The organism is Armatimonadota bacterium (assembly GCA_013314775.1).
Lineage (GTDB): Bacteria > Armatimonadota > Zipacnadia > Zipacnadales > JABUFB01 > JABUFB01.
This window is the reverse complement of the sequence record JABUFB010000001.1, coordinates 292,302-314,741: the sequence shown is the minus strand read 5'-3', so window position 1 is coordinate 314,741 and position 22,440 is coordinate 292,302. Positions and strand designations below refer to the sequence as shown.

12 protein-coding genes are annotated in these 22,440 nt (G+C 63.0%); 4 read left to right on the top strand and 8 right to left on the bottom strand.

The window, feature by feature from the left end; all coding sequences use genetic code 11:
* Positions 1–32: 32 nt before the first annotated feature.
* Together HPY44_01200 and HPY44_01195 are read right to left on the bottom strand one after the other, a co-directional pair.
* Positions 33–254, bottom strand: coding sequence for a DUF951 domain-containing protein (locus tag HPY44_01200; protein ID NSW54603.1), 222 nt, complete (start codon positions 252–254; stop codon positions 33–35).
* Positions 217–3,093, bottom strand: a complete 2,877-nt coding sequence (locus HPY44_01195; GenBank protein NSW54602.1) for a CHASE2 domain-containing protein — start codon at positions 3,091–3,093, stop codon at positions 217–219. Before HPY44_01195 ends, HPY44_01200 begins: the two co-directional genes overlap by 38 nt.
* 193 nt (positions 3,094–3,286) lie before the next feature.
* Between HPY44_01195 and HPY44_01190 the strand changes: the two genes are divergently transcribed.
* Positions 3,287–3,742, top strand: a complete 456-nt coding sequence (locus tag HPY44_01190) for a hypothetical protein (protein ID NSW54601.1) — start codon at positions 3,287–3,289, stop codon at positions 3,740–3,742.
* 452 nt (positions 3,743–4,194) lie between these two features.
* Here the strand turns inward: HPY44_01190 and HPY44_01185 are convergent, their stop codons facing one another.
* Positions 4,195–5,412: an MFS transporter gene (locus HPY44_01185; protein ID NSW54600.1), complete on the bottom strand. Its 1,218-nt coding sequence runs from the start codon at positions 5,410–5,412 to the stop codon at positions 4,195–4,197.
* A gap of 217 nt (positions 5,413–5,629) precedes the next feature.
* On the opposite strand from HPY44_01185, the gene HPY44_01180 reads away from it, so the two are divergent.
* Genes HPY44_01180 through HPY44_01170 form a run of 3 tightly spaced genes read left to right on the top strand, consistent with a single transcriptional unit; the run spans position 5,630 to position 8,738 of the window.
* Positions 5,630–6,724 carry a DSD1 family PLP-dependent enzyme gene (locus tag HPY44_01180; GenBank protein ID NSW54599.1) on the top strand — a complete coding sequence of 365 codons (1,095 nt, stop codon included), beginning with the start codon at positions 5,630–5,632 and terminating at the stop codon, positions 6,722–6,724.
* Positions 6,725–6,768: 44 nt separating this feature from the next.
* Positions 6,769–7,572 (top strand): 3-oxoacyl-ACP reductase FabG, encoded by an 804-nt coding sequence (locus HPY44_01175; protein NSW54598.1) that lies wholly within the window; start codon positions 6,769–6,771, stop codon positions 7,570–7,572.
* 29 nt (positions 7,573–7,601) lie between these two features.
* A complete protein-coding gene (locus HPY44_01170) occupies positions 7,602–8,738 on the top strand; it encodes a class I SAM-dependent RNA methyltransferase (GenBank protein ID NSW54597.1) in 1,137 nt (378 codons plus the stop codon).
* A gap of 80 nt (positions 8,739–8,818) precedes the next feature.
* On the opposite strand, the gene HPY44_01165 is transcribed toward HPY44_01170, so the two are convergent.
* The 5 genes from HPY44_01165 to HPY44_01145 all read right to left on the bottom strand — a co-directional run bounded on the left by HPY44_01165 (position 8,819) and on the right by HPY44_01145 (position 22,299).
* Complete coding sequence (locus HPY44_01165; protein ID NSW54596.1) at positions 8,819–13,027, bottom strand: CoA activase; 4,209 nt, start codon at positions 13,025–13,027, stop codon at positions 8,819–8,821.
* 188 nt (positions 13,028–13,215) lie between these two features.
* On the bottom strand, positions 13,216–14,007 hold the full coding sequence (locus HPY44_01160; GenBank protein NSW54595.1) for a DUF1559 domain-containing protein: 792 nt from the start codon (positions 14,005–14,007) through the stop codon (positions 13,216–13,218).
* Between the two features lie 123 nt (positions 14,008–14,130).
* Entirely contained in the window at positions 14,131–14,844 is a 714-nt protein-coding gene (locus HPY44_01155) for a DUF1559 domain-containing protein (GenBank protein NSW54594.1), read from the bottom strand.
* Positions 14,845–15,069: 225 nt separating this feature from the next.
* Positions 15,070–17,022 carry a peptide transporter gene (locus tag HPY44_01150; GenBank protein ID NSW54593.1) on the bottom strand — a complete coding sequence of 651 codons (1,953 nt, stop codon included), beginning with the start codon at positions 17,020–17,022 and terminating at the stop codon, positions 15,070–15,072.
* Positions 17,023–17,223: 201 nt separating this feature from the next.
* On the bottom strand, positions 17,224–22,299 hold the full coding sequence (locus tag HPY44_01145; protein NSW54592.1) for a M28 family peptidase: 5,076 nt from the start codon (positions 22,297–22,299) through the stop codon (positions 17,224–17,226).
* Positions 22,300–22,440: the final 141 nt, after the last annotated feature.

Genomic DNA, 22,440 nt, shown 5'->3' with positions numbered 1-22,440 from the left:
GTCGCCTTTCAGTGTGTTAGCGGGCGTCTTCTTCAGCTTTCCGACGGCGCGGAATCCACGGGTCCCTCGATCTTGCGGATGCGGCGCTCCAGTCTTGACCGCGGAAGCATCACCAGGCGGTCGCAGCCCTGGCAGCGCAGGCGAATATCCTGCCCCAGGCGAATGACTTCCCAGCGATTCGCGCCGCAGGCGTGCGGCTTCTTCAATTCTAACACGTCACCCAGCTTGAGCGGAACCGGTGGCCGGACGCCCATTGTCATCACTCCCGTCCACCGGGCGCAGGGGGATGGTGAACCGGAATGCAGAGCCCTTCTCCCGGGGCTCGGCATAGATGCGACCGCCCTGGGCCTCTACGAGATACCGGCACAGGAACAGTCCGATTCCGGTCCCCCGCACTCTCTCACGGGTTCCCGGGGCGCGACGGAACCGCTGGAAGAGGTGCTCGACGTCCTCCTTGGAGATGCCGATGCCCTCGTCGAGGACGGAAAAAAGCACGTCATCGCCACTGCGCTCGACGACGACTTTCACCTCGCCGCCGTCCGGCGAGTATTTCACAGCATTGCCCACGAGGTTCACCAGGACCTGCTCCAGCTTGCGCCGGTCTGCTTCGAAGGGCGGCAGTTCCTCGGCAACCTCGACCACGAACTCGTGGTCCTGAGTGGTCACCGCGTATAGTTCGAAGACTTGCTGGATCATGCCCTGCACATCGTCGATCTCCCGAAACTGGATGGACAGTGGCACGCCCGAATCGATGCGCGAGATGTCGAGGAAGTCCTCGACCAGCCACTGCATCCGCGTCGCCTGCTGGTTGAGGAACCGGATCAGGCGCGCATTGGGTGAATCCGCCTCGGTCTTCTGCTGCAGGAGATGGGCGAAGCCGCGGATAGACGCCAACGGATTCTGCAGTTCGTGTGAGACGAAAGAGACGAAATCGGTCTTCATCCGGTCCAGTTCCTTGAGCCGGGTGATGTCCGTGAGGAGCACGAGCTTGCCGAACCCGTCTTCCTCGGCCACCGTGTTCACCGACGCCCGCAGGAAGACAGTGTGCCCATCCACCGACATCTCAAGCTCTTCTGCGGCCCGTCCGCCCATGAGCGACAGCGGTCGGGCAAGGAGGTCAGACAGGCCGGGGTGGCCGATGAGCGCCAGGACCGGCTGCCCGATTGCCTGCTCGGCCCGGACTCCCAGGAGGCGCTCCACGGTGCGGTTCCAGGTGACCACCCGATCACGGTTGTCGGTGTAGATGACCCCCGATTCCAGTTCCGCGAGAAGGGTCTCCAGGCGGGCCTTCTGGCTGGTGATGTCTCGGTTCGCCCGGCGCAGACCTGCTGTGGCCTCATCCACCCGCCGCTGCATTTCGGAGTACAGTCGGGCGGTCTCCAGGAACAGCGCAGCCTGCTGGGCGATGACGGTGAGCAAGTCGGTGTCCTGGCTCGTGAATGGCCCCGAGCGCTTGTTCAGGGCCTCGATGACCCCGATCACCTCGCCGTGAAGAGCGATGGGGACGCAGAGGATCGACTGCACCGGGAAGTCCACGGCATCGGAGATGAATCGCTGGTGGCGGGGATCCGCTGAGGCCTTGTCCACGATAAGCGCTTGTCCGGTGGCCGCCACAGTCCCTGCTACTCCCTCGCCCAGCTCAAGTGAAAACGCCTGGACCTGGCGGCCTTTCTCGCCGGAGGCCACCTCGAAGACCAGCTTCCGCCGGCGTTCATCCAGGAGCAAAATCGACACTGCGGGCACGTCGAGTTCGCGCTCAACCCAGTGAACCACCTCGTCCAGCAGGCGCCGGCGATCGATGGTGGAGACGATCAGCGCGCCGATGCCCGTGATGGCGTCCAGGCGCGAATCCAGCCGGGCTTCGGCGCGTTCCCGTGCACGTTCGGCATAGGAGGCCGAGCGCACGATGAGCACCAGGCCGCCGATGACCACAGTGGCCAGGACATTCCCGGCGGGCAGCCATAAGCCGGACGTAAAGAGCAGTAACGCGACCACCAGCACCCCGGCCACCAGGGTTCCGCTCACCATTGCCGCGTAAGCCGCCCTGCCCTGCGGACATGCGAGCCCCAGAGCCAGCGCAAGCAGCAACGACACGAGCACAGGGACCCACGGCGCAGGCTGGCGCAACCAGCTGTTCTGCAGCAGATTGCCCACGGCGTTGGCGGTCAGTTCGACTCCAGGCATGACCGGGTGGATCGGAGTGCGCCAGTATCCCGTGTGGCTTGTTGGGCCAATCAGCACCACCTTGCCTGATACGGCTTCGCGCAGGCTCTCCGAATCGCTCTCAAGCACGTCGCGGGCATCCAGATAGGGGTAGTGCTTGTATCCCCCGGCGAAGTTGATGAACATCTCGCCTGCAGGGGTGACGGCCAGGTGGGTGTCTCCCAGGCGCACATTCCCCGCGCTAACAGCGGCGGAACCCGGCGGCAGACCACGGTGGACGCGAACCGCTTCCAGGGCCAAAGAGGGCCACAGGAGGCCGTGTGCGGAGGTGACCACGGGCAGCGTCCGGATGACCCCATCCACGTCAGGGTAAAGGTTCACGTGACCCAGCCCGGCGGCGTGCCGGGTGAGCTCCAATGCCGGCGCAAGCAGCACCCCGTCCACCAGCTCGGCCGGAACGGGGAGCGTGCCCTCGCCTAGACTGAACCGTGCCGGCACCTGGGGGTAGGTGCGCCCCGCGGCGATCCCCGGTGGCTCCAGGACGCACGGCAGGACCACATTCCGGGCCTGGCGGATCGCCTCTGCAAGTCGCCGGTTAGCCGGCGATCCGGCGCCGCGAGTGGCCAGCAGGGAAGCCATGGGCACGTCCAGCGCGATGGCCTGCGCGCCGCCGGTATGAAGGCGCTCAACCAGTGCGGCATACGTCGCGGCAGGTGATGATTCCGGCGCGCCGGGATCAGGGTACACGTCCAGGGGATCAAGTGCGATGACGGTCACCTGCGGCGCCGCAGGGCGAGTCCCGCGCTGGTGGAATGCCAGCGACAGGAGTCCGTTGTCCACAGAGCGCAGCCATCCGGCCCAGGAGAGCACCTGGGCAGCCACGAACCCCATCAGAGCCAGTGTCAGGGATGAACGTCGGTCGCGGAGCATCGGCCTATCCTTTCGAATAGCGCCCTCAGGCGCAGGGAAGTGTATGCCACTTGCCTGCGCCGGTCAAGCTGGCGCGGACCGGGGAGAAGGCCTCCCCGTGCGCCAGACATGGAACCCCGACATGGCCCGCGGTGCTATACTTCCCGGTAGCTCATGTCGTCATACACCCATTTGCACGCGCGGAGTGAGCTGGATGAGAGTCCTTCTTGGCGTCCTGGCCCTGGTGGTCGCCCTGGTTGCCGGCTACGCCTGGTGGCGCGCGCGTCCCACAGAACCCGACGAACTGCAGATCAACCGCGTCATCCTACAGGTGCAGCAGGCCGTTGAGAGGAAAGACGCGGGAGCCGTGCTCCGGCATGTTTCCGACAAATACGACGATGGCACTCATCGCAAGCGGGATATTACCCGCATGGTGGTCAGCGGGTTCCGGCAGCCCGAGCCTTTCCGGCTGCATGTGGAGCCCCCGCGAGTGAGTATCTCGGGCAAGAGGGCTCAGGCGGTAATCCGGGCGCGGTTCGCCGCGGGCCATCACAGTGAACTGGCAGACGGTATAGATTTGAGTGTGAAGGTGGATTTCGCTAAGGAAGGCGGGCTGTGGAAGGTCATCAGTGCCAGCGGCTGGGAACCGGCTGCCTACGAGTACGATTGAAGGGAGGCCATCCGGAGAGGTCGCCCGAGGCGCTGACAAGGCCCTTCGGCCAGCCGCACGGGGTATCACGGCCGCGCAGTGGGCCTGGAGGGGCCCCGTCCGGCCCGCCGTCGTTTTGCCAGATCAGCGCCCTCCGGGACCCTTCCCTGCCCGTCCGCCCGAAGACAGACCGCCAACGGGCGGGGTCACCAGCGATAGCATGCGGTCGCAGAGAGCCTTCTCGTCGCGCGGGTGCAGCCAATGGCCGGACCGGTCTGGGGGCTAATCGCGAAGAGGGGGAAACTTCACAGGGAGCGGTTGGGAGGGCGGGGAACCTGCGGGTATTGCGCCAGAGAGTTTGGGGGCGCACTCTCAGGGGTATATGAAGGACAGCCCTCCTCCCTATAAAGGAAAGCCGCGAGAGACCCTTCTGGTCCACGCGGCTTTCCTGATTCATGGGCGCAGATTGGCTGTCAGAGGCGCTCGAGGGCGTGTTTGCGCAGCATGAGCGCCACAGCGCCGCAGGCCAGGAAGACCAGCGCGAAGGTGTTGAAGGTGTGTGTGAACTCCGCGCTGGGGCCCATGAGGACCTTCCCCCAGACCGCCGCGAGCACCACACCCAGGTCCCGAAACGCGAACACCGCACCGTATGCAAGTGGCTGGCGCTTACTGTCGGCAGAATCGCCGATCATCGCGGTAGCAACCACCGGGACGGTTCCGTTCAGCAGGGCCAGTGCGGTGGCGGCGATTGCTGCCGAGACCACCGTAGACCACTGGGTCGCCAGCCACAGGGCCACGGCTGCCGACACAAACCCTCCGGCCATGGTCCATGCCTGCCCGATGCGGTCGTTGAGAGCCCCGCCCACGATGCTGGTCACCATGCGGCAGCCTGGATAGAACATTGCGGTGACCCAGATGTACTCCTCGCCGAACTGGGCCTTCACATGATCCCCGAAGACGCTGAGCATGAAGCCGAAGGACAGCGAGGACGTGGTCAGGAGAAAGCCCGCGATGCGCACCTTCGACCGCTGCATCAGCCGGCGGAGCTCGCCACGCTGGGGCTTCGCCATTGTCGAATCGTCATCCACCGGGTGCAGGGCGGCCAGCACGTTCCCGATGATGGTGATCGCCATGGCCACCACATATACCGTGTATGGCTCCCAGTTCTGATTTTGGTATACGATCCCCAGGACGATGGTTCCGGCAAGCCATCCCGCGTGCGTGGCGCTATACAGGATGCCGGTACTGATCCCATACCGCTTCCCCTCTTGGGCGGCTTTGAAGACCATCATCGTGGTGCCCGTCCACATAGCCGCCCCGCCCCAGCCCCAGATTGCCGCTCCGGCAAGCGCAAGCGGGTAGCTCTTGACGTAGAAAGTAGCGAGCATTGCGACGGTGAAGAGCGTGTAGGTGAGCGAACCCACGAAGGTCAGGCGCTGGTGTGACCAGCCGCGCAGGAGGTAGACATTTGCCACGCGGAAGACCATCATGCTTATATATACGGTGGCTGCGACCATACCCCGCATCATGCCGGTCCAGTCGGTGCAGTCCTGCAGGTACGGCGTGATATACAGTTGCTGGGCTCCGGCGCCTGCGAAGAGGAAGAAGAAGGTGCCGGAAAGGAGGAGAATGGATCGCCTGGCCTGCCTCCGGGTAGCCAGCGCGTCCTCAGTCAGGTTCTCGGTTGCCACGTGAACGGCTCCCTTACGCGTCTACACGGCCCGTCTGGGCCGGGCGGTTTGCGACGCTGCATTCTACACCAAAGCGGGCACGGGCGCACCCCGGGGTTCTCAGCCGGCCGGCCCGCGCACCTCCGCGGTTGACGCGAATGCCCGTCTCCGGTACTGTTGTGGGCCGGCTCATACACAATGGCGCGCTCCGGCGCCCTTTTCGCATGGAGATGGACGGATGGCTCCCCGCTGGCCCATCGGCCGCCCCGTGGAAGACCTGGACACACCCGCGCTGGTGCTGGACATCGACATTGCCCAGCGCAATATCGACCGCATGGCAGATTTTTTCGCGGACAAGCACTGCAAGCTGCGCCCGCATTTCAAGAACCACAAGTGCCCCCAACTCATGAAGCGGCAGTTGGTGCGCGAGGCCGTGGGCGTCACCTGCGCCAAAGTGAGTGAAGCCGAGGTCTGTGTTCGCCGCGGCATGATGGATGTGCTCATCGCCAACCAGGTGGTGGGCGCGCGGAAGATCGAGCGCCTCCTGGGTCTCATCGACCCCGCGATAGTGCGCGTTGCTGTGGACGATGAGGACAACTGCCGCGAGATCTCGCAGATGGCCGAGGCCGCAGGCAAGCAGGTGGGGGTGCTCATCGAGGTGGAGATCGGGATGAAGCGCTGCGGCGTCATGCCTGGCGAACCCACGCTCGAACTGGCACGGCTCATCCAGAGCCTGCCCGGCCTGCGCTTCGACGGATTGCAGGGCTTCGAGGGGCATTCGGTGCTCATGGTGGACGATGATGAGCGGAACTCGGTGACCGGAAGCTCCATCGGCCTCATGGTGGAGACGAGGCGGCTCATCGAGGCCGCAGGCATCCCGGTTGCCATCGTCAGCGGCGGTGGAACGGGTACCTACGACCTCACCGGTACCACGCCCGGGGTGGACGAGCTCCAGGCCGGGACCTATGTGACCATGGACTGGCGGTATAAGGACACGCGGCCCGAGTTCGAGCTTGCGCTGTCGGTTCTGGCGACCTGCATCAGCGCGAAAGAGCCCACCCGCGCGGTACTGGATGTGGGCGTGAAAGGCGTGGGCGCGGAGTTCGGCCCGCCGCGTGTGATGGGACGTCCCGACATCGACATTACTTTCTTCCTGTCCGAAGAGCACGGGTTCCTCAATGTTCACGGCGAACCCCTGCAGGTCGGCCAGAAGGTCCACCTGCTGCCTTCTCACGCCTGCACAACCTGCAACCTGCACCGGCGCATGTTCGTGTGCAGCGAAGGCCGAGTGGTGGACGTCTGGCCTATTGAAGGCTCAGGCAAACTCCAGTGATTCCATGCGACTCACGGGTGGGTCGCTCTGATGCGGAGGCGTTCATGTCTGCTTTTGATCTTACCGGACGCAAAGCCGTGGTGACAGGAGGGTCTCGCGGCATTGGGAGGGGGCTGGCAATCGGGCTTGCGGAGGCCGGGGCCGACGTGGCCATTGTATTCCGCTCAGCGGCCGCTGCGGCGGACGAGGTGGTGTCCGAAATCCAGGCGCTTGGCCGCGAAACACGGGCGTTTCAGTATGACCTGTCCAAACCCGAGGGGCTGGCCGATCTGGCCGCGACGCTCTGGTCGGACTTCGGCGAGATTGACATCCTGGTGAATAACGCTGGAGTCGCCAGCCTGGAGCCTTTCGACCGGGTGAGCCTGGATAGCTGGAACTTCACCTTCGCAGTGAACGTGACGGCCCCCTTCTTCCTGACACAACAGATAGCGGCGCGGATGATCAAGCGCGGCGGGGGCGGGCGGATTATCAACATCTCTTCCACCAATGGCTACCAGGCCGAAGCGCACCTGGCGCCATACAATACATCCAAGGGCGCGCTGGAGATGATGACCCGGTCACTGGCCATCGAACTCGCGCCTCACGGGATTACGGTGAACTCCGTGGCACCGGGGCTGATCGAGACGGAGATCGGGGACGATTTTGAGGTCGCCGACGGTTTCTGGGAGTACCTGCTGGAGCACATTCCACTGGGGCGCCTGGGCAAACCCGCGGACTGTTCGGGTGCGGTTGTACTTCTGGCCAGCGAGGCTGGCGCGTACATCACCGGCCAGTGCATCACCGTCGACGGCGGGATCCTGTGCGAGCAAATACCGCGGCTGAAGTTCGGCGCGCCGCCAACTGCTTAGGGGGTCCGGCAGCCCGGAAGGTATCCCCGATGATCACGCTGGTCGCAACATGTGCCTTTGGCCTGGAGGGACTGGTGGCCGATGAGCTTCGGGCTCTCGGCTACGCGGACCTGCGCGTGGACCGAGGAAAGGTCACCTGGTCCACTGATCCGCCGGCCATCTGCCGGGCGAACCTGTGGCTGCGTTGCGCGGACCGCGTCCTGCTGGAACTGGGGTCTTTTCGCTCCACCACCTTCGACGAACTCTTCGATCAGACCACCGCGCTGCCCTGGAGCGACTGGATTCCCCCGGATGCCGAGTTCCCCGTGATCGGCAAGTCAGTCAAGTCCACGCTCTCGAGCGTCCCGGCCTGCCAGAGTGTCGTCAAGAAGGCGATCGTGAACGCGCTCCAGCGCCGGCACGGCGTGCGCACGCTTCCGGAGACAGGGCCGCGTCACCGGGTGCAGGTTGCGCTGCTCAAAGACGTGGTTTCTCTCACCTTGGACACCAGCGGGGATGGCCTGCACAAACGCGGCTATCGTGATCTGTCGGCGCCTGCGCCTCTGCGAGAGACCCTTGCGGCGGCGATGGTCACTCTCAGCCACTGGCAACCCGGCTTCATCCTGGCCGATCCCTGCTGCGGCTCGGGCACCATACCCATTGAGGCCGCGATGATCGGCCGTAATATCGCGCCGGGCACGTTGCGAACCTTCGATGCGTTCCGCTGGCCGGCGCTACCCCGCGAACTGTGGAGTGACGCGCTTGACGAAGCCGATGAACTCGCTGTGCACGACCGCAAACTGCGCATCTGGGGCAGCGACATATCTTCGGACGCAATCCGGTTGGCCGAACACCACGCCGACCGCGCCGGATTTGGCGGCGAGATCGAGTTCGTCCAGCGTCCGCTCGCCGAGTTCCGGACCCATCACAAGTATGGGTACCTGATCTGCAACCCGCCGTACGGAGAGCGTCTGGGGGATGTCAGGCAGGCGGAGGAACTCTACGGGCAATTGAAGGGCGTGCTGGACGGCCTGCGCGACTGGTCCATGTTCGTGCTCACGCCACATGCTGAACTGGAGCGCTTCGTGGGAAGGCAGGCGACCCATCGCCGGCGCCTCTACAACGGGCGCATCAAGTGCATCTACTACCAGTTCTTCGGCCCGAAGCCGCCCGGCACGACAGACTGAGCGGGATGAGCAACCGTTGGAATCACGCGGCGCACCTCAGAAGGTGCGCCGCGTTTGCCTCTGCGACAAGCGTGGGGTTGTCAGAGCGCAGCAGCCGCGCGGTTGCGGTTCATGTACTCCCGCGCCTGGTACATGAAAGCCTCAAGGCGAGTGCGCGCGGTGGACTGCTCGAAGCCGTCGTACACCATGTTGAGGAAGGGGATCTCGTTCTCATCTTCGCGGACGCGCTTCATGAGGGCTTCGGAGATCGTGCCCGGCATGCAGGTGAAGGGCATGACCGCCACCACGCCGCTGAGTCCTTTGCGAGCGAAGTCCACTGCCTTGCCCACGGTCATGATCGCCTCGCCCTCGAAACTGCGGTGCACGTAAGGCTCGGCCATGGCCAGGACTTCCTGTGTGGGGGGCTCATAGGCATTGCGCAGAAGCCCGTCGAAAGCAGCGATCAGGTGGTGTTCATCGGAGACCATCACCCGGTCCATGAGCCAGTTCTTGAGCCGCAGCTTCAGGTTTCCGGCAAGCTTCGCACGCATGTCACGGCGGAAATTTCGGTACAGGAACCACTCGTAGATCGGCGATGCCCAGACCTCCCCGCCCAGTTCCTCGATCTTGCGCACCAGGTCCTCATTGCTGAAGGCGTTGGCGCGGATGTAGAACTCGCCCACGAGCCCGATGATCGGGCGTTCCTGCGAGCGGTCGATCTCGATTGCCGCGAACCGGTCACGTGAACGTTTGAGGGCTGCAAGGAGATCACCGTTGCCGGCGACAGCCTCGGTCACATCCTCAAGCGAGACCTGGTGGACGGCATCGGTTGTGCCTGGCCGCACCTCATAAGGGCGAATCTCCATCAGCGCCTTATCCAGCAAGTCTACTGCCACCATTCCTCGCCAGGCAAGCCGCAGGAACTTGCGTCCCACCACGCCCAGGTCGTCAAAGAAGCCGCTTGCCTGGTTGGGGGCGTAGAGCGGGACGTCGGTGTAGCCCAGATCATCCAGCACCATGCGCTGGAGGGCGTTGTACTGACCGAATCGGCAGGGACCTCCGGAACCGCCCATGAAGAACGCGGCGGTGTCCCGGTCGAAGTCCGGGCGCATGACCTCGCGCACCATGTCGCCGGTGGTGACGATGCAGGGGAAGCACTCCTTGCCAGATGTGTACTTGCGACCCCACATAAGGGTCTCATCATCCGGCGGATCCATGACGCGCGCAGGCATGCCACAGGCCCGGAAAGCGGCGGCCACGGCATATGCATGGCTGCTCATGTTGGGGATGAGCATCTCGCGCCGCGACCCGGTGGCGATGCTCAGAGGCCGGAAGGTCCGACCCTTCTCGAAGACCTGCCCCTTCGTGGACTCCAGGCTGTCAAGGAAGGCCTCGCAACGGGTGATCATCCCCGCGTCGGCGCTGTGCTCATCGACCTCGATCATCAGCACGGGTTCGCTTCCGAGGCGTTCCTGGAAGTACCGCATGATGAAGGAGTCGGGCCCGCAGCTGAAGTTCGTCAAGTAAAGCGCGTGCAGTTTCGGGTTCTGCGAGATGACCTCGGCGGCGGCAAGGATTCGCTGGCCGTAGCGCCAGTACATGTTGAACCAGTCGCCCGGCAATTCCACATTGTCCAGCGGGAGGAAGTCCAGGGGGATCGCCAGTACCCCCATGTGCCGCAGCTTCTGGGGGATCTCCAGGTTAGCGCCGGGATCGCACCCGTTGTACGCGCGACTGACGATGACGATTGACGGCCGGTCTTCGGGCAGGTTGTCCAGCACCTGCTTTCCGCGGACCTGCAGCAATTGGGCGAACCGGCGCTGAGCGGCGATTCCGGCATCCACTGCGCGCCGGGCATCGGCTTCGCTCCTTCCCAGTTCCTTCGCGATCGGCGTCATAGCCGGCACAAGTTGGCGCGATCCGTGTTCGAGATAGAATACGGGGCGCAAAGGCTTCACGCCGTGTGCTTCGATGTCCACCGCCGAATTGACGGTGTATGGGAAGCTCTGCCCGTAGGGGCAGACGAAGGAGTCGGTCATGCTCTTGTCCAGCTTGGGCAGGTTGATCACGCTGGGCAGGAAGATGTACTCGATGTCCTTGCTCAGCAGGTCCAGGACGTGCCCCAGCGCCACCTTCACGGGAAAACAGGTCTCGACCACCGATTTCTCCACGCCTTCATGGATGATGCTCTTGTTTGTGGGGTCGGAGAGGACCACTCGGCAGCCGAGTTCCGTGAGCATCGCGTGCCACATCGGAAACAGGTCGTGGAACATGAGCGCCCGGGGAATGCCGACCCTGGGCGCATCTTCCGGAAGCTCCGTGCGAGGCTGGTACGCCGTAAGCAGCATCTGCTCGCGTTCGGCGAAAAGGTCCGGCAGATCGATATCGGTGCGCCGCGAGCGGTCGACATCGTACTTCTCGCACCGACTGCCGTAGAAGAGCGGCCTTTCGCCCTCAACGGTGACCTTGTTGATTTCGCAGCGGTTCGCACATTCGCGGCACTCAAAGGACTGGATGGTGTACTTGCGCTCGCTGAGATCAAAGCCTTTGAATCGGCTGCCCTTGCCCTGGTCTTCCTCACGAGCAATGAGGGCGCACCCTAGCGCGCCAGTGACTTCATTGTGTGCGGGGACGGTGATCGTCTTGCCGGTGACCATGCCGAATGCGGCGACTACGGCGCGGTTGAAAGCGGTGCCCCCCTGGAAGAAGATCCGTTCGCCAACGGGCTTGCGAGCCACCACGCGGTTGAGATAGTTATAGACAACAGAGTACGCGAGCCCGGCGACGAGGTCCTCAGTGGGGGTGCCGGCCTGCTGGTTACGCTGCAGTTCGGTCTCCATGAACACGGTGCAGCGCTCGCCCAGGTTGGCCGGGTTTTTCGCCTGCAGAGCAAGATTCCCGAACTCTTCTTTGATGCTGATGCCCAGTTTTTCCGCCTGCTCCTCCAGGAAGGATCCAGTTCCCGCGGCGCAGACCTTGTTCATTTCGAAGTCGACGACGTGGCCGTTCTCCAGGCGAATATACTTGGAGTCCTGGCCGCCGATCTCAAAGATGGTGTCCACCTTCGGGTCGATGGCCAGAGCGCCCCTTGCCTGGGCGGTTATCTCGTTCTTCACCACGTCCGCACCGATGAAGTCGGCGATCAGGTACCTGCCGGAACCGGTGGTGCAGGCGCCCCGGATGTCCACGATGGCGCCGACTTCCTGCCCCACTTCGCGAAGGCCCGTACGGACCGCCTCAATTGGCGCGCCGGCGGTCATCAGATAGCGTTTGCACAGCACATTGCCGTCGGCGTCGATGACCACCAGATTCGTGCTGATGGAGCCGATATCCACACCCAGGTACGCGGGAATGCGCTCGCCGTCGCGAGGCTCCGGGCGCGTTACTTCAGCGGGCATAATGACCGCATTGTCGAGCTTCAGCGGAAGCAGGGTGCGGTCGGAGCCGGCATGAAAGACGTATTGTGCAAGTTCGTCAAGCCTCGAGAAATCCGGCTGAGCGATGTCGTCGCCGGCCTTGAGAACGGCGCCAATTGCGCCCATGGCCGCGAAATGCTCAGGGATTACGAGTTGGTCTTCGGTGAGTTCCAGTACGTCGCGCATGGCGCGAACGATGCCGGGATTGGCCGCGACACCGCCCTGGAAGGCGACCGGCGGCTCCAGGGCCCGCGCCGAGCCGACGGTGCTCTTGAAATTCCGGACAAGGGCATAGCACAGGCCCGCGACGATGTCACTGGTGGGTGTGGCTTTCTGCTGCAGATGGATCATGTCAGACTTTGCGAACACGCTGCAGCGTCCGGCCACGCGCGGCGGTGTCTGGGATTCCAGCGCCAGGCGTCCGAAATCCTCAATGCTCAGCCCCAGGCGCGAGGCCTGCTGATCCAGGAACGAGCCTGTCCCTGCCGCGCACATGCTGTTCATGGCGAAGTCCGCGATGTCGATGTGGTCGCCCGACTGTGAAGGCTGCAGGTACAGGAGCTTGGAGTCCTCCCCGCCTATCTCAACGACTGTGCGGACCTCTGGGTGCAGGGTACTGGTTGCGGTGGCTTGGGCAACGACCTCGTTAGTGAAGGTGGCGCCCAGAATCTGTGCGATGACCCTCCCCCCGGCTCCAGTAGCGGCGAGGCCGGCGATGTTCTCGATCCCCAGCTCGGAGATCGCCTCGCGCAGCACTTCGGCGGCGACCTTCATCGGCCGGCCTTTGTGCCGAACGTACCGTTCCTGGATGACTGACTTGTTCCCGTCCAGCACGGCAAGATTCACGCTGACCGATCCGACGTCAATGCCCAACAGGCACTTGCGACTGCTCACTGCTCACAGCCCCTTGTCGGCTGAAACCGCGACCTCTCGGGCCCGCGTTTCATTGGGTTTGAAGGAATTCTTGCTGTGGATCCAGCGTGGCGCGTCCCACGCTGGATGCCTGGCTTTCCGGCACGCGCATTATAGCAGATTTTGCTTCGTTGTTATATAGCGTGATTATGCATTGTGGGTTGCGCGGGTCATTGGGGGATGTCGGCGCGTGTGAAGACCATACCGGGGACGGCGTAGGATGCGCCGACTTTCGCGAAAGGCCCGGTGGTCTTGGTGAAGTACTTGGCGTGGCCGTCGAGGAAGAGGATGTTCTTTCCGTCACCATGGAACATGCGGACGTTGATAGTCTGGCCGCCCGACGTCTGCTCGTCGTTGTCGTTGGGGGCATACTGGTCGATGAGCGGTCCGTTATGGCTTTCGAACACGTTCTCGCCACACGCATCGCCCCAGGATCCGGGGAGATTGTTGCCTTTCTCGAAGAGCAGTACGGTCTCTGTGGGCTTGGGGAAGTCGCCCTCCATCATACCCAGAGAGGGGCCCCAGATGCCCCCGGCGACTACCTTCTGGGTGTAGCGCGCGATGGCGTACGCACGGGCCGCGCGCCCCACGTCGGTCCTTGGGTTCTTGTTGGACGGGCAAAGGAGCACCTTGTCGCTCTTCAGGTATCGCATGATGCTCAGGTCCCAGGTCACGACGCCGTCAGCCGGATCGTTCTTCACCGATTCCGCCGGCGGCGCGGGCCACCCAGGGGTGGCAGCACAGGCCGGGTGGCTGACGCACCAGTTCACGATGTAGCCGCCGTAGTCCGACGAGTACGCGCGCATCGCCACACCGACCTGGTTGAGGTTGGACAGGCAGTTGGTCTTGCGGGCATTCTCCCGCACACGGGAGAAGACGGGGAACAGGATGGCAGCCAGCACAGCGATAATGGCAATCACCACCAGAATCTCTACGAGGGTGAAGCCTTGCTTTCGTCCCATCGTCCATCACTCCTCCGACATCCGCACCGCAGTCTGTAAACCAACCGAGCGCGCGCCCGGGCTCGGGCCGCGCGCTCGGAGTTGAGCGCCAGCGGGTGGCAGCCGCTGGGAGCGGCAGGTTCGTTACTGGGTCGGCCAGTCCTCAGGGAACTCGCAGCGGCCGGCGCGGTCGCCGGTCCAGTAACCGCCTCCGGGATCCGATCCTACGAAACTGTTCTCGACCCACGGCCCGGACGAGAACTTGTACCACTTGGAGTGGCCGTCAAGGAACGCGAAGTTATTCCCTTCATTATGCCGGCACGCGACCTGGTTGGGGTACTCCTTGCTGAAGCCGGCCTGGATCGGGTGTTCGCTGGCCGCGTCCTCGTAGCTGGCTGGCAGATAGGCGCCCTTCTCGACGAGGACCAGGGTCTTGACTGGGTTCGGCGGCGCGTCCTGCATTTGGGCAGCAACGTAACGGGGCAGAGCGTATCCGCGCTTCTTGCCGTCCTGGTTCGGATGTGTGTTCCCGCCGCTGTTGAAAGTGTTATCCGGGCAGATGAGGATCTGTTGGTTCTTCATGTACGGCATGATCGAGACGTCCCACGTGATGTCGTTCGGGTTGTGATCACTGGACCCGGCAATGCACCAGTAGGGCAGCAGTTGGTCATAGTCCGACGCGTACATGATCATCGCCAGCCCGATCTGCTTCATGTTGGAGACACACGCAGCCTGTCGAGCCTTACCTCTGGCCCTGGCGAACACCGGGAACAGGATAGCGGCCAGAATGGCGATAATGGCGATGACCACAAGCAACTCGATGAGGGTGAAACCGCGGCGGTGTACTCTGACCGACATTCACATTCCCTCCTGCGGCGGTATCGGGTGATTCACGGCGCGCTCTTGACAAAGAGCGTGGTGGCCGATTTGGCGGGCAGACTCACCCTTCTAGAATAACATCCCGCGGCCGCATGGGTTCCAAGAAATCTGCGGACCGCGGGAGGTGTTCGCTCTCGTGCGGTTCTCTTGTCCGCAGGCTTGTTGCTTTGACAGGTTACCCGCCAGAAAGTTCAACTATGCGTCCTAGTAGGGCATCTGGGAGACGGACTTACTGATCATCGCGATGGCCACCGTGCCCATGCCCACGAGCCCCATCCCGCACGAGTACCCGGCCATGAGAACCGTCGCATACTGCTTCCAGCGGCGCGCGCCGTAGCGCGGCACGAAGTAGTACTGGCTGATCAGCGCCCCGACCATCTCCGGGAACACGAAGTGTGGAAGGGTCCCCAAGCCACGAACCATGCCGAAGACCAGCATAGTGGGCAGTTTGAAGGCCGCCAGTATGTAGTAGAAGAGGGTCCCGAAGACAAACCCACCGATTGCGATATTCTTGTTCCAGGCGCGGTAGAAAACGCTGCGCTCGGGGTTCACCGTTGACGTGAGCCACAGGCCGCGTTCCAGCGCCGAAAGGTGCCACATTTTCTGGGCGTAGGGGTAGTAGACGGACGGGATCGGCGCAAGGCGCCACACAAACTGCCAGAAGAGCAGGCTGCAGAAGATAGTGATGGGCCAGATGACCAGCTCGGCTTTGATCATACTGGTGATCTTCGTGCCCGTCAGCTCGATGACCCGGAAATGCTGGGCCATGCCGCCGAAGTCAGACAATGGAATGGGCGCGAACCAGATATCGACGCCCTTATAGCCGCTGAAGATGATGGTCGCTTCGCGCACCATCGGGACGCCCACGTACTGGCCGGTCATGCCGATCATCGTCGCATCAATGATCGACTGAATCGGCGTGACCACGAACCCGAACAGGATTACGTAGAACAGCGGGAAACGTGGCACCAGGAGCCAGCACAGGTAGATGTAGGCAATGGTCGAGACGGCGAACAGGGTCAGTGACAACCACGTGGGAATGTCGCCCCGTCCCGGTGGTGGCGTCCAGCTCCCCTTGGTGCCCTGCCCGCCCTCCTCTCTCTGCTTCCGCAGGTTCTCCCGGAAGATGGCGACGATAAGGTACATGCTGACTACAAAGACGGCGAACGCGATACCGATTCCGAAGGAGAAGTAGAAGTCGATACGGTTGGCAAACTGGGTCTCAATGGTGCCCATACCTGCCTGCCAGCTGCTGAGGACACCGATCTTGTGCATGTACGGGTTGAAGACAAGGGTCAGGAGCGCCGAAAGGAACCCGCCTACGACTGCCCAGAAAGGCACGACGAACCCGGACCCGATGGAACCGAGGTCGGTCACAAAGCCTGTGGGCATGGCCGGCAGTATCTGCTCGGTGTTTCGGGTGAGATCTACCCACGGGATCGGCAGAAGCTGCAGCGGCTTGCTCATGATGGCGCCGGTGAAGGTAGGGATACCCACGTAGAACGCGCCGAAGACCAGTCCGATCATTGCGCCGATGGAGAAGGTGCGCCAGCGCCAGGTCTCCTCCTTGCTCGAGGCTTCCGCGAGAGCGGTGGAGCCCTGCGCAGAAATGGCCGCGAAGGGGAAGGGCAGCTTCTGATAGTCCGAGGTCAGGCGGAACAGGAAGTAACCCAGGCCCCAGCTGTTGAAGCGGCCGAGGACGGTGCCAAGCAGCAGGAGCAGGCTCGGTATGAGCCAGTCAGGGTGGAGAAACGTTCGCTGCAGAATGGCTTCGGAATCGGGCCCAGGCACGACCCAGGACGGAATCTCGTTGGCAATTCCCATTCCTTTGGCCGCGGGAGATCGGACGAAGTACTGGTCCCACATCTTTCCCGCGAAAGCGCCGCCTGCAAGCTGCAGGCCGCCGTGTCCCGTACTGGCCAGGGCCGACGCGATGTAGAAGAGGATATAGACCTCCTGGCGCTTGAGGGTGACGAAGGACCGCCTGGCAACCTCTGTGAAGAGGATGACGGTGGTCCACTCCGCCGCGGGACCCAGTGACCGGCCGGCCACGAGCCCGAGGTAGATGGCGCCGGGCATCATGACGAAGCCGACGAAGAGGGCGCCGACGACGGCTTTGATGTCGAAACCCTCCTCGAACTTCTCCGGCTGATCCATCAGCCCTCGATAAAGTTCAAGTTCCGGATCGTGTTGTACCACTTGGCACCTCCGGCGCTGACGCCGCGTGCTGATTGTCCTGCCCGTCCCCGGGAGCGGGGGATGCTTCTGCCCGAGCAGGCCAGCCGGGCTGCTTCCACTGCTAGTTTGATCGATTCCCCGGGGCCGGCTTGGCGGCCCCTCGTCTGCTTCTCTGCGCTCCTATTCCTCTTCTTCCAGTTCGCCGGCCAGGAGCCTCATACCCCGCTGTCCGTACTCGCCCTTGAGACCCGCGGGGAAGGTGCGCCACAACAGGTACTGCTTGCGCAGCATGTTGATGAAGTTGCGCGTCACACGGATCCAGGAGGACTCATCACCGCTCTCGCGGATGATCACGGCCCGGATCTGATAAACCTCGGCGTCTTCGGTGGGCACCGTCTGCAGCAAGAGCCGCTCCGAAACGCCCAGGTCGTAAGGCGCCAGCCAGACCATGACGCTCAACTGATAGCCCTCGCCGAGTTCCGCCTGAATCGTGCCAAGGTCGATGTCAGCGGTGGAGAAGTGCCCCAGTGAGTAGTCGGCGTGGGCGGCGAGGTACTCGCGCAAGAACATGTTGACACCCAGAGCCTGGTCGCCCGTGACGGTGAAAGGCAGGCCCATTGCGATCTGGTCGTTCTCAGGCTCGGGCAGGGTCCAACGGCGCTCAATGCCGGGCATCGCGATCTGCGACGCCCGTTTCGCGGGGTAGATAACGGATAGCAGCACCGTGAACATGATGATGGCCGTGGAGGCCACCGCCGACAGTGACGAGTAGTTCAGGTTCAGACCGGTGAGCAGGTTGAAGGTGAGCAGGAACTTGGCCATCGCCTGACCCACGAGGTACCCGGCGATAGCGCCCAGGATCGCGTACACGCTGGCCTCCGCGATGAAGAGGGCCGCGATGTGGGTAGGCGCCAGCCCCAGGGAGCTGTAGATGTAGATCTCACGGACGCGTTCGTAGACGGACCCAAGCATAGTGTTGAGAACGATGGCAGCGGCGATGAGAATCGGGATCGCGAGGTCCGAGGCGCCTTTGAAGCTGGTAGCACCGACCGCACTGCACAGGAAGGTCTCGCCATCCATTCCCGCATACAGGTTGAGCTCGACGCGCTGCATGAGGTCGTCGAGGTGCTTGCGCACGTCATCTGCCTTGTCCATCTTCAACGCCACGGAACGCAGGGTGCCGCCGGCATTGATCACGAACTCGTATGGGACGAACAGGACACTGTCGGGCGCGAGATGGATGTACTCGCGCAGTTCGTCCTCGCTCATCTTGTCTCCGCGCTGCTGCTGTTGCTGCTGTGCCTGCTGCTCCTGCATGAGCAGGTAGTCAACCGGCGTGATCGATTCGCCGTCGAGGTCGATGGCGTGGTTCTTGAACTTATTGGAGCGCACAATTCCGATGACCCGCAGGCTGGTTCCGAACACGGATACAGAGGCCGTTCCCACCTGGGATGGCGAGATATTCAGCTTGTCGGCCATGCCTTCGGGAATGATGCAGACCAGGGTGTCGTCGGGCCGGAACCACCGTCCGCCCTTCTTCAGGTGCTGTGCCGGGTCCACGGTGATCTCGGCTTCCTGGGGTGTCAGACCCACCATCGCCGTGGCGGCGTAGGTATCAAGGCCGCGGCTGACGGTGACGAAGGACTGGTCTCCGACTTTACTCGAGAAGTACCAGGCGCGCGGGGCAACCGGGTAGCGGTCGCCGAACTCGTTGTTCATGACGCGCTGGGTCGGTTCGCCGATGGGCGCCCAGGTCTTGTCGCGGATCAGGATGCCGTTGTAAGGCGCTTCCTTGGGAAGGCGAATCCGGTTGTTGCGCACGCCCTCGACGACGGACGTGCAGGACAGAACAGTGAAGGTGAGGAGGATCAGTGTCAGACAGGTGAGCATTGTGCGGACCTTGCGGCGGCGCAGGTTCGCGATGCCGAGGTTGAATGCCGCGCCGGACGCGCTAAGACGGCCCACGTCCGCGGTGCGGATACCTGTCTGCTCGTAACGGACCTCTTTCATCTGGTCCTCGAACTTCTGGACGATGATGGAGATAACGATCATCGTCAGGGCCAGGATGATGAAGGCCAACAGGATAATGGCCGGCGTGAACGTGATGGCGAAGGCCGGGTGCACCAGGGCGATCAGGAAGAAGATCAGCATGAAAATGCCAAAGAATCCCACGATCTGCCAGCGCACGTCGGGGGCGGCAATGAACAGGCGCTCGCTGAAGAAGGCGAAAGGCAAGAGGAGCGCAAGATAGAAAAGGATGCCCTTGATGACGTCGTTCGCCGTGCGGCGCACGTCGGGATATGCCCGGGACTCGAAGCTCCACGCCGAGCGGGCAGCGGTGAAGAACTTGTCATACTGCCGCCGCTCAAGATACTTCCTGGCTTCCTCAAGGTGCGTGCGGGCGGTGACGTGAGCTTTATCCACGCGGCTGTTTTCGATGCCGTGCTCGCGCAGACGGGTCATGCGCTCCTCGTCGAGCTGCCACATGTCCATCGCCACTCGGAACGGCGTTGCGTACATGGAGGGGTACTTGTCGATGAGATACCCTTCGCCCTCATGGTCCTCTTCGGTGGGGTTCACAAGAACGAACCGCAGACCGAGGACGCTGGCACCCATGGTGACCTTCACCTTGGTGCCACCGGGTGCGAATACAACCGCGCAGGGCTCGTAGGCGGAGGTGAACTGCTCCGGCGGAAGCGGCAGACAGTAGCCATACTCGTAGGGTGCCGCGTCCGTGGTGGCGTCGTAGACGTTGATCTCGCGCAGCAGCTCGAAGAACCGCTGGTCAACCATGTCGAAGATCGCCATGGACTTGCAGGCGAACAGGACGCTGGTGACCGGCTTGACTTCCTGATCCATAGTGAGCGCGGTGGGGTAGGCCTCGTTGCCGTTGACGCCGCGGTCGGGGGCCATGCAGACACGTCCGTCCTCGGCGTGCAGGTCGTAGCCCTCAATGGGGACCTGGCCGCCGCGGGCACGCACGTTGGGAAGGCCGATGAGCGAGGTCAGGCGTCCGCCCTTGTCCTTCCACTCCTGGTGCGCTTTGGGGTCTCGCTTGCGGTCCGGTTCCTTGTCCCTCTCCAGGTTCGTCGGGATGTCGAAGAGCTCGCAACGCACCCCCATCGCTGTCTTGCCGCCGGTGCGGGCAACCACGACGCACGTATTGCCGGCGCGGGTGCCTTCCACGGGCTTGCCCTCAATAGGCTCATCCGGGAATGTGGTGGTCTCCGGATCGAACTCAACAACCCGGCCCTTGACCTCGACGAAGTTATCGTCAAGCTGCAGGTCGTAGAGGTCCTTGCTGCGAGGGTCGGAGATATTGATCAGGTCGCACATGAGACAGGCAAGGAACTGTGTCTGGGTGACGACGTTGTCCATGTCCACCCGTTCAGGGACGTCCATGGGGGTGTCCACGTAGGGGCGCGAATCGTTGATGGTGGCAAATCCGAGGCCGGGAATGCCTCCAATCGTGGCGACTTCATTGGCGAGGGCCAGCTTGCCGGCCATGTAGGTCTGCCAGCTCTTGCCCTGGATCGCGTTGATCCCGTCCGCGAACCGGGTAGTCGGATCGACACCCAGCGCCTGCCCGATCAGTTCGCTATATTCGCGGGCCTTCTTGCCGATGTCCGAGAACTTCCACTGGATATTCTCGGCGTAGTTGTAGAAGTAGCCCTTGTAGAAGATCCCGAAGGCGTCATTGTGACTGGACAGGTCCAGCGAGAACCAAAGGGAGATGCCCTCGTGAGAGAAGTCGAGGGCGTCGGTGGCGGCCTGGATGGACTCTTGGACTTTCGCCAGGATATCCTGCTTCGTGGCCGTGTCGGCGTGGCGTCCCTGGGCGCGGCCATTGTCCACCACATCGAGGCAAGCTTCCAGCGCCTGTCTCATTTCGGGCAGCGCCTGATCAAACTCATTGATCAGCCGTTCGCGTTCTTTGAGCTCCTCCTCGGTGAGCTTCTTCTCCTCAAGCTTTCCGCGGTTCGGGTCTTCTTTGCGGGCCTTGCGGATGGTCTTTTCGAGCCCGCGCATCTTTTTCAGAGCGATCTTGAGGGACTTGCGGATGCGGCTGAGCGCGCGGATGCGCTCGTCGGTAATCTCTTCTTCGGTCTTCTCAACGCGAGTGCTGCGGTCCTCTTCCCAGACTCGATCCGCGGCTTCCTCGATTTCGCGCCGCGCGGTATCGACCAGGTTGAACATCTGCCTGACCCGCTTCTCGCTGCGGCCGCCGCGAATCCGCTCGCGAACGAACCACTTGCTTCCGCTGAGCGCCTGGAAGTGGCCAGACGTTGCGAGGAAGGTGATGCTGCGCTTGGGCTTCTGGTCGAGAATCGCCTTGATAACCTGATACATGGCGGAAAGGCTGCAGGCATTCTCCGCCCCGGGTGCGGCGGTGGGAGCGACGGAGATGGAATCGTAGTATGCCTGCACGACCACCTGCTGCTTGCTGAGCCTGGGGTCGGTGCCTTTCACACGGGCGACGACGTTCTTGCCGGTGACCTCCTGCCACTCCATGTCGCACTTGAGGGTCACGTCGACGCGCTCCCGGGACTGGAGCATGGCCATGAGGTAGTCCGATGCGGCCTTGGGCACCCAGAAGCGGGGGATGTTGATGGGGATCGACAGGAACTTCTGCTCAGCGTCGCCGCGCAGGGTCTGTTCAGGCTCGATGAAGAGCACGGCCTTTGCCCCCAGGAGCGGGGCGTTGAACCAGTCGGCGCCGCAGTTGAAGTCCAGGAGCACGATGGAGTTGGAGATGTCTTTGCCGTTGAAGGCCCGAAGGTTGCCGGTGCCGCCGTAGATGAGCCGGCCGGAGATGCCTTCAGGCGGAGTCTTGGGGGTGCGAACCAGGTTGGGCCAAAGGGGCAGGATCTCCAGGTCTTCGCCGCCGGAGACCTCGATCGACGCGGCGCGCCCTTTCTCATCAGGCTTGACCATGGGGACGACCACCGGGAACTCCTCGATGGTGATGTCCTTGAGACCAAGCTCCTTGAACTTGTCGACCACCATATCGACGGCCTTCTCGCAACCGGGGTAACCGGTGACACGGGAGCCGAGCGCGGCCATGTCTTCCACGACTCGCTTCATCTCGGCGCCGTCGACGAGAGTGACGACCCGCTGGTAGTCGGTCTCAGACTTGAGGACAATGTCCTCTTCGTCTTCGGCCCGCTGCGCGAGGGCCACGCCGGCGCTGAAGAGCAAGACAAGCACCAGCAGAACACTCGTCAGCCCCACAAACCGCCCTGAGCTAACCTGCATCAAGACTGACTCACCGCCTTGGGTCTACAACTGCGCTGCCGGCGCGCCAATGCCCGCCGGGCCACCGGCGAGGACCCGGGTTTGCTTGTTCCTGATTTTGAGTGCCCACCCATATTCCGCAGCGTTGAGGGCTGCGGAAGG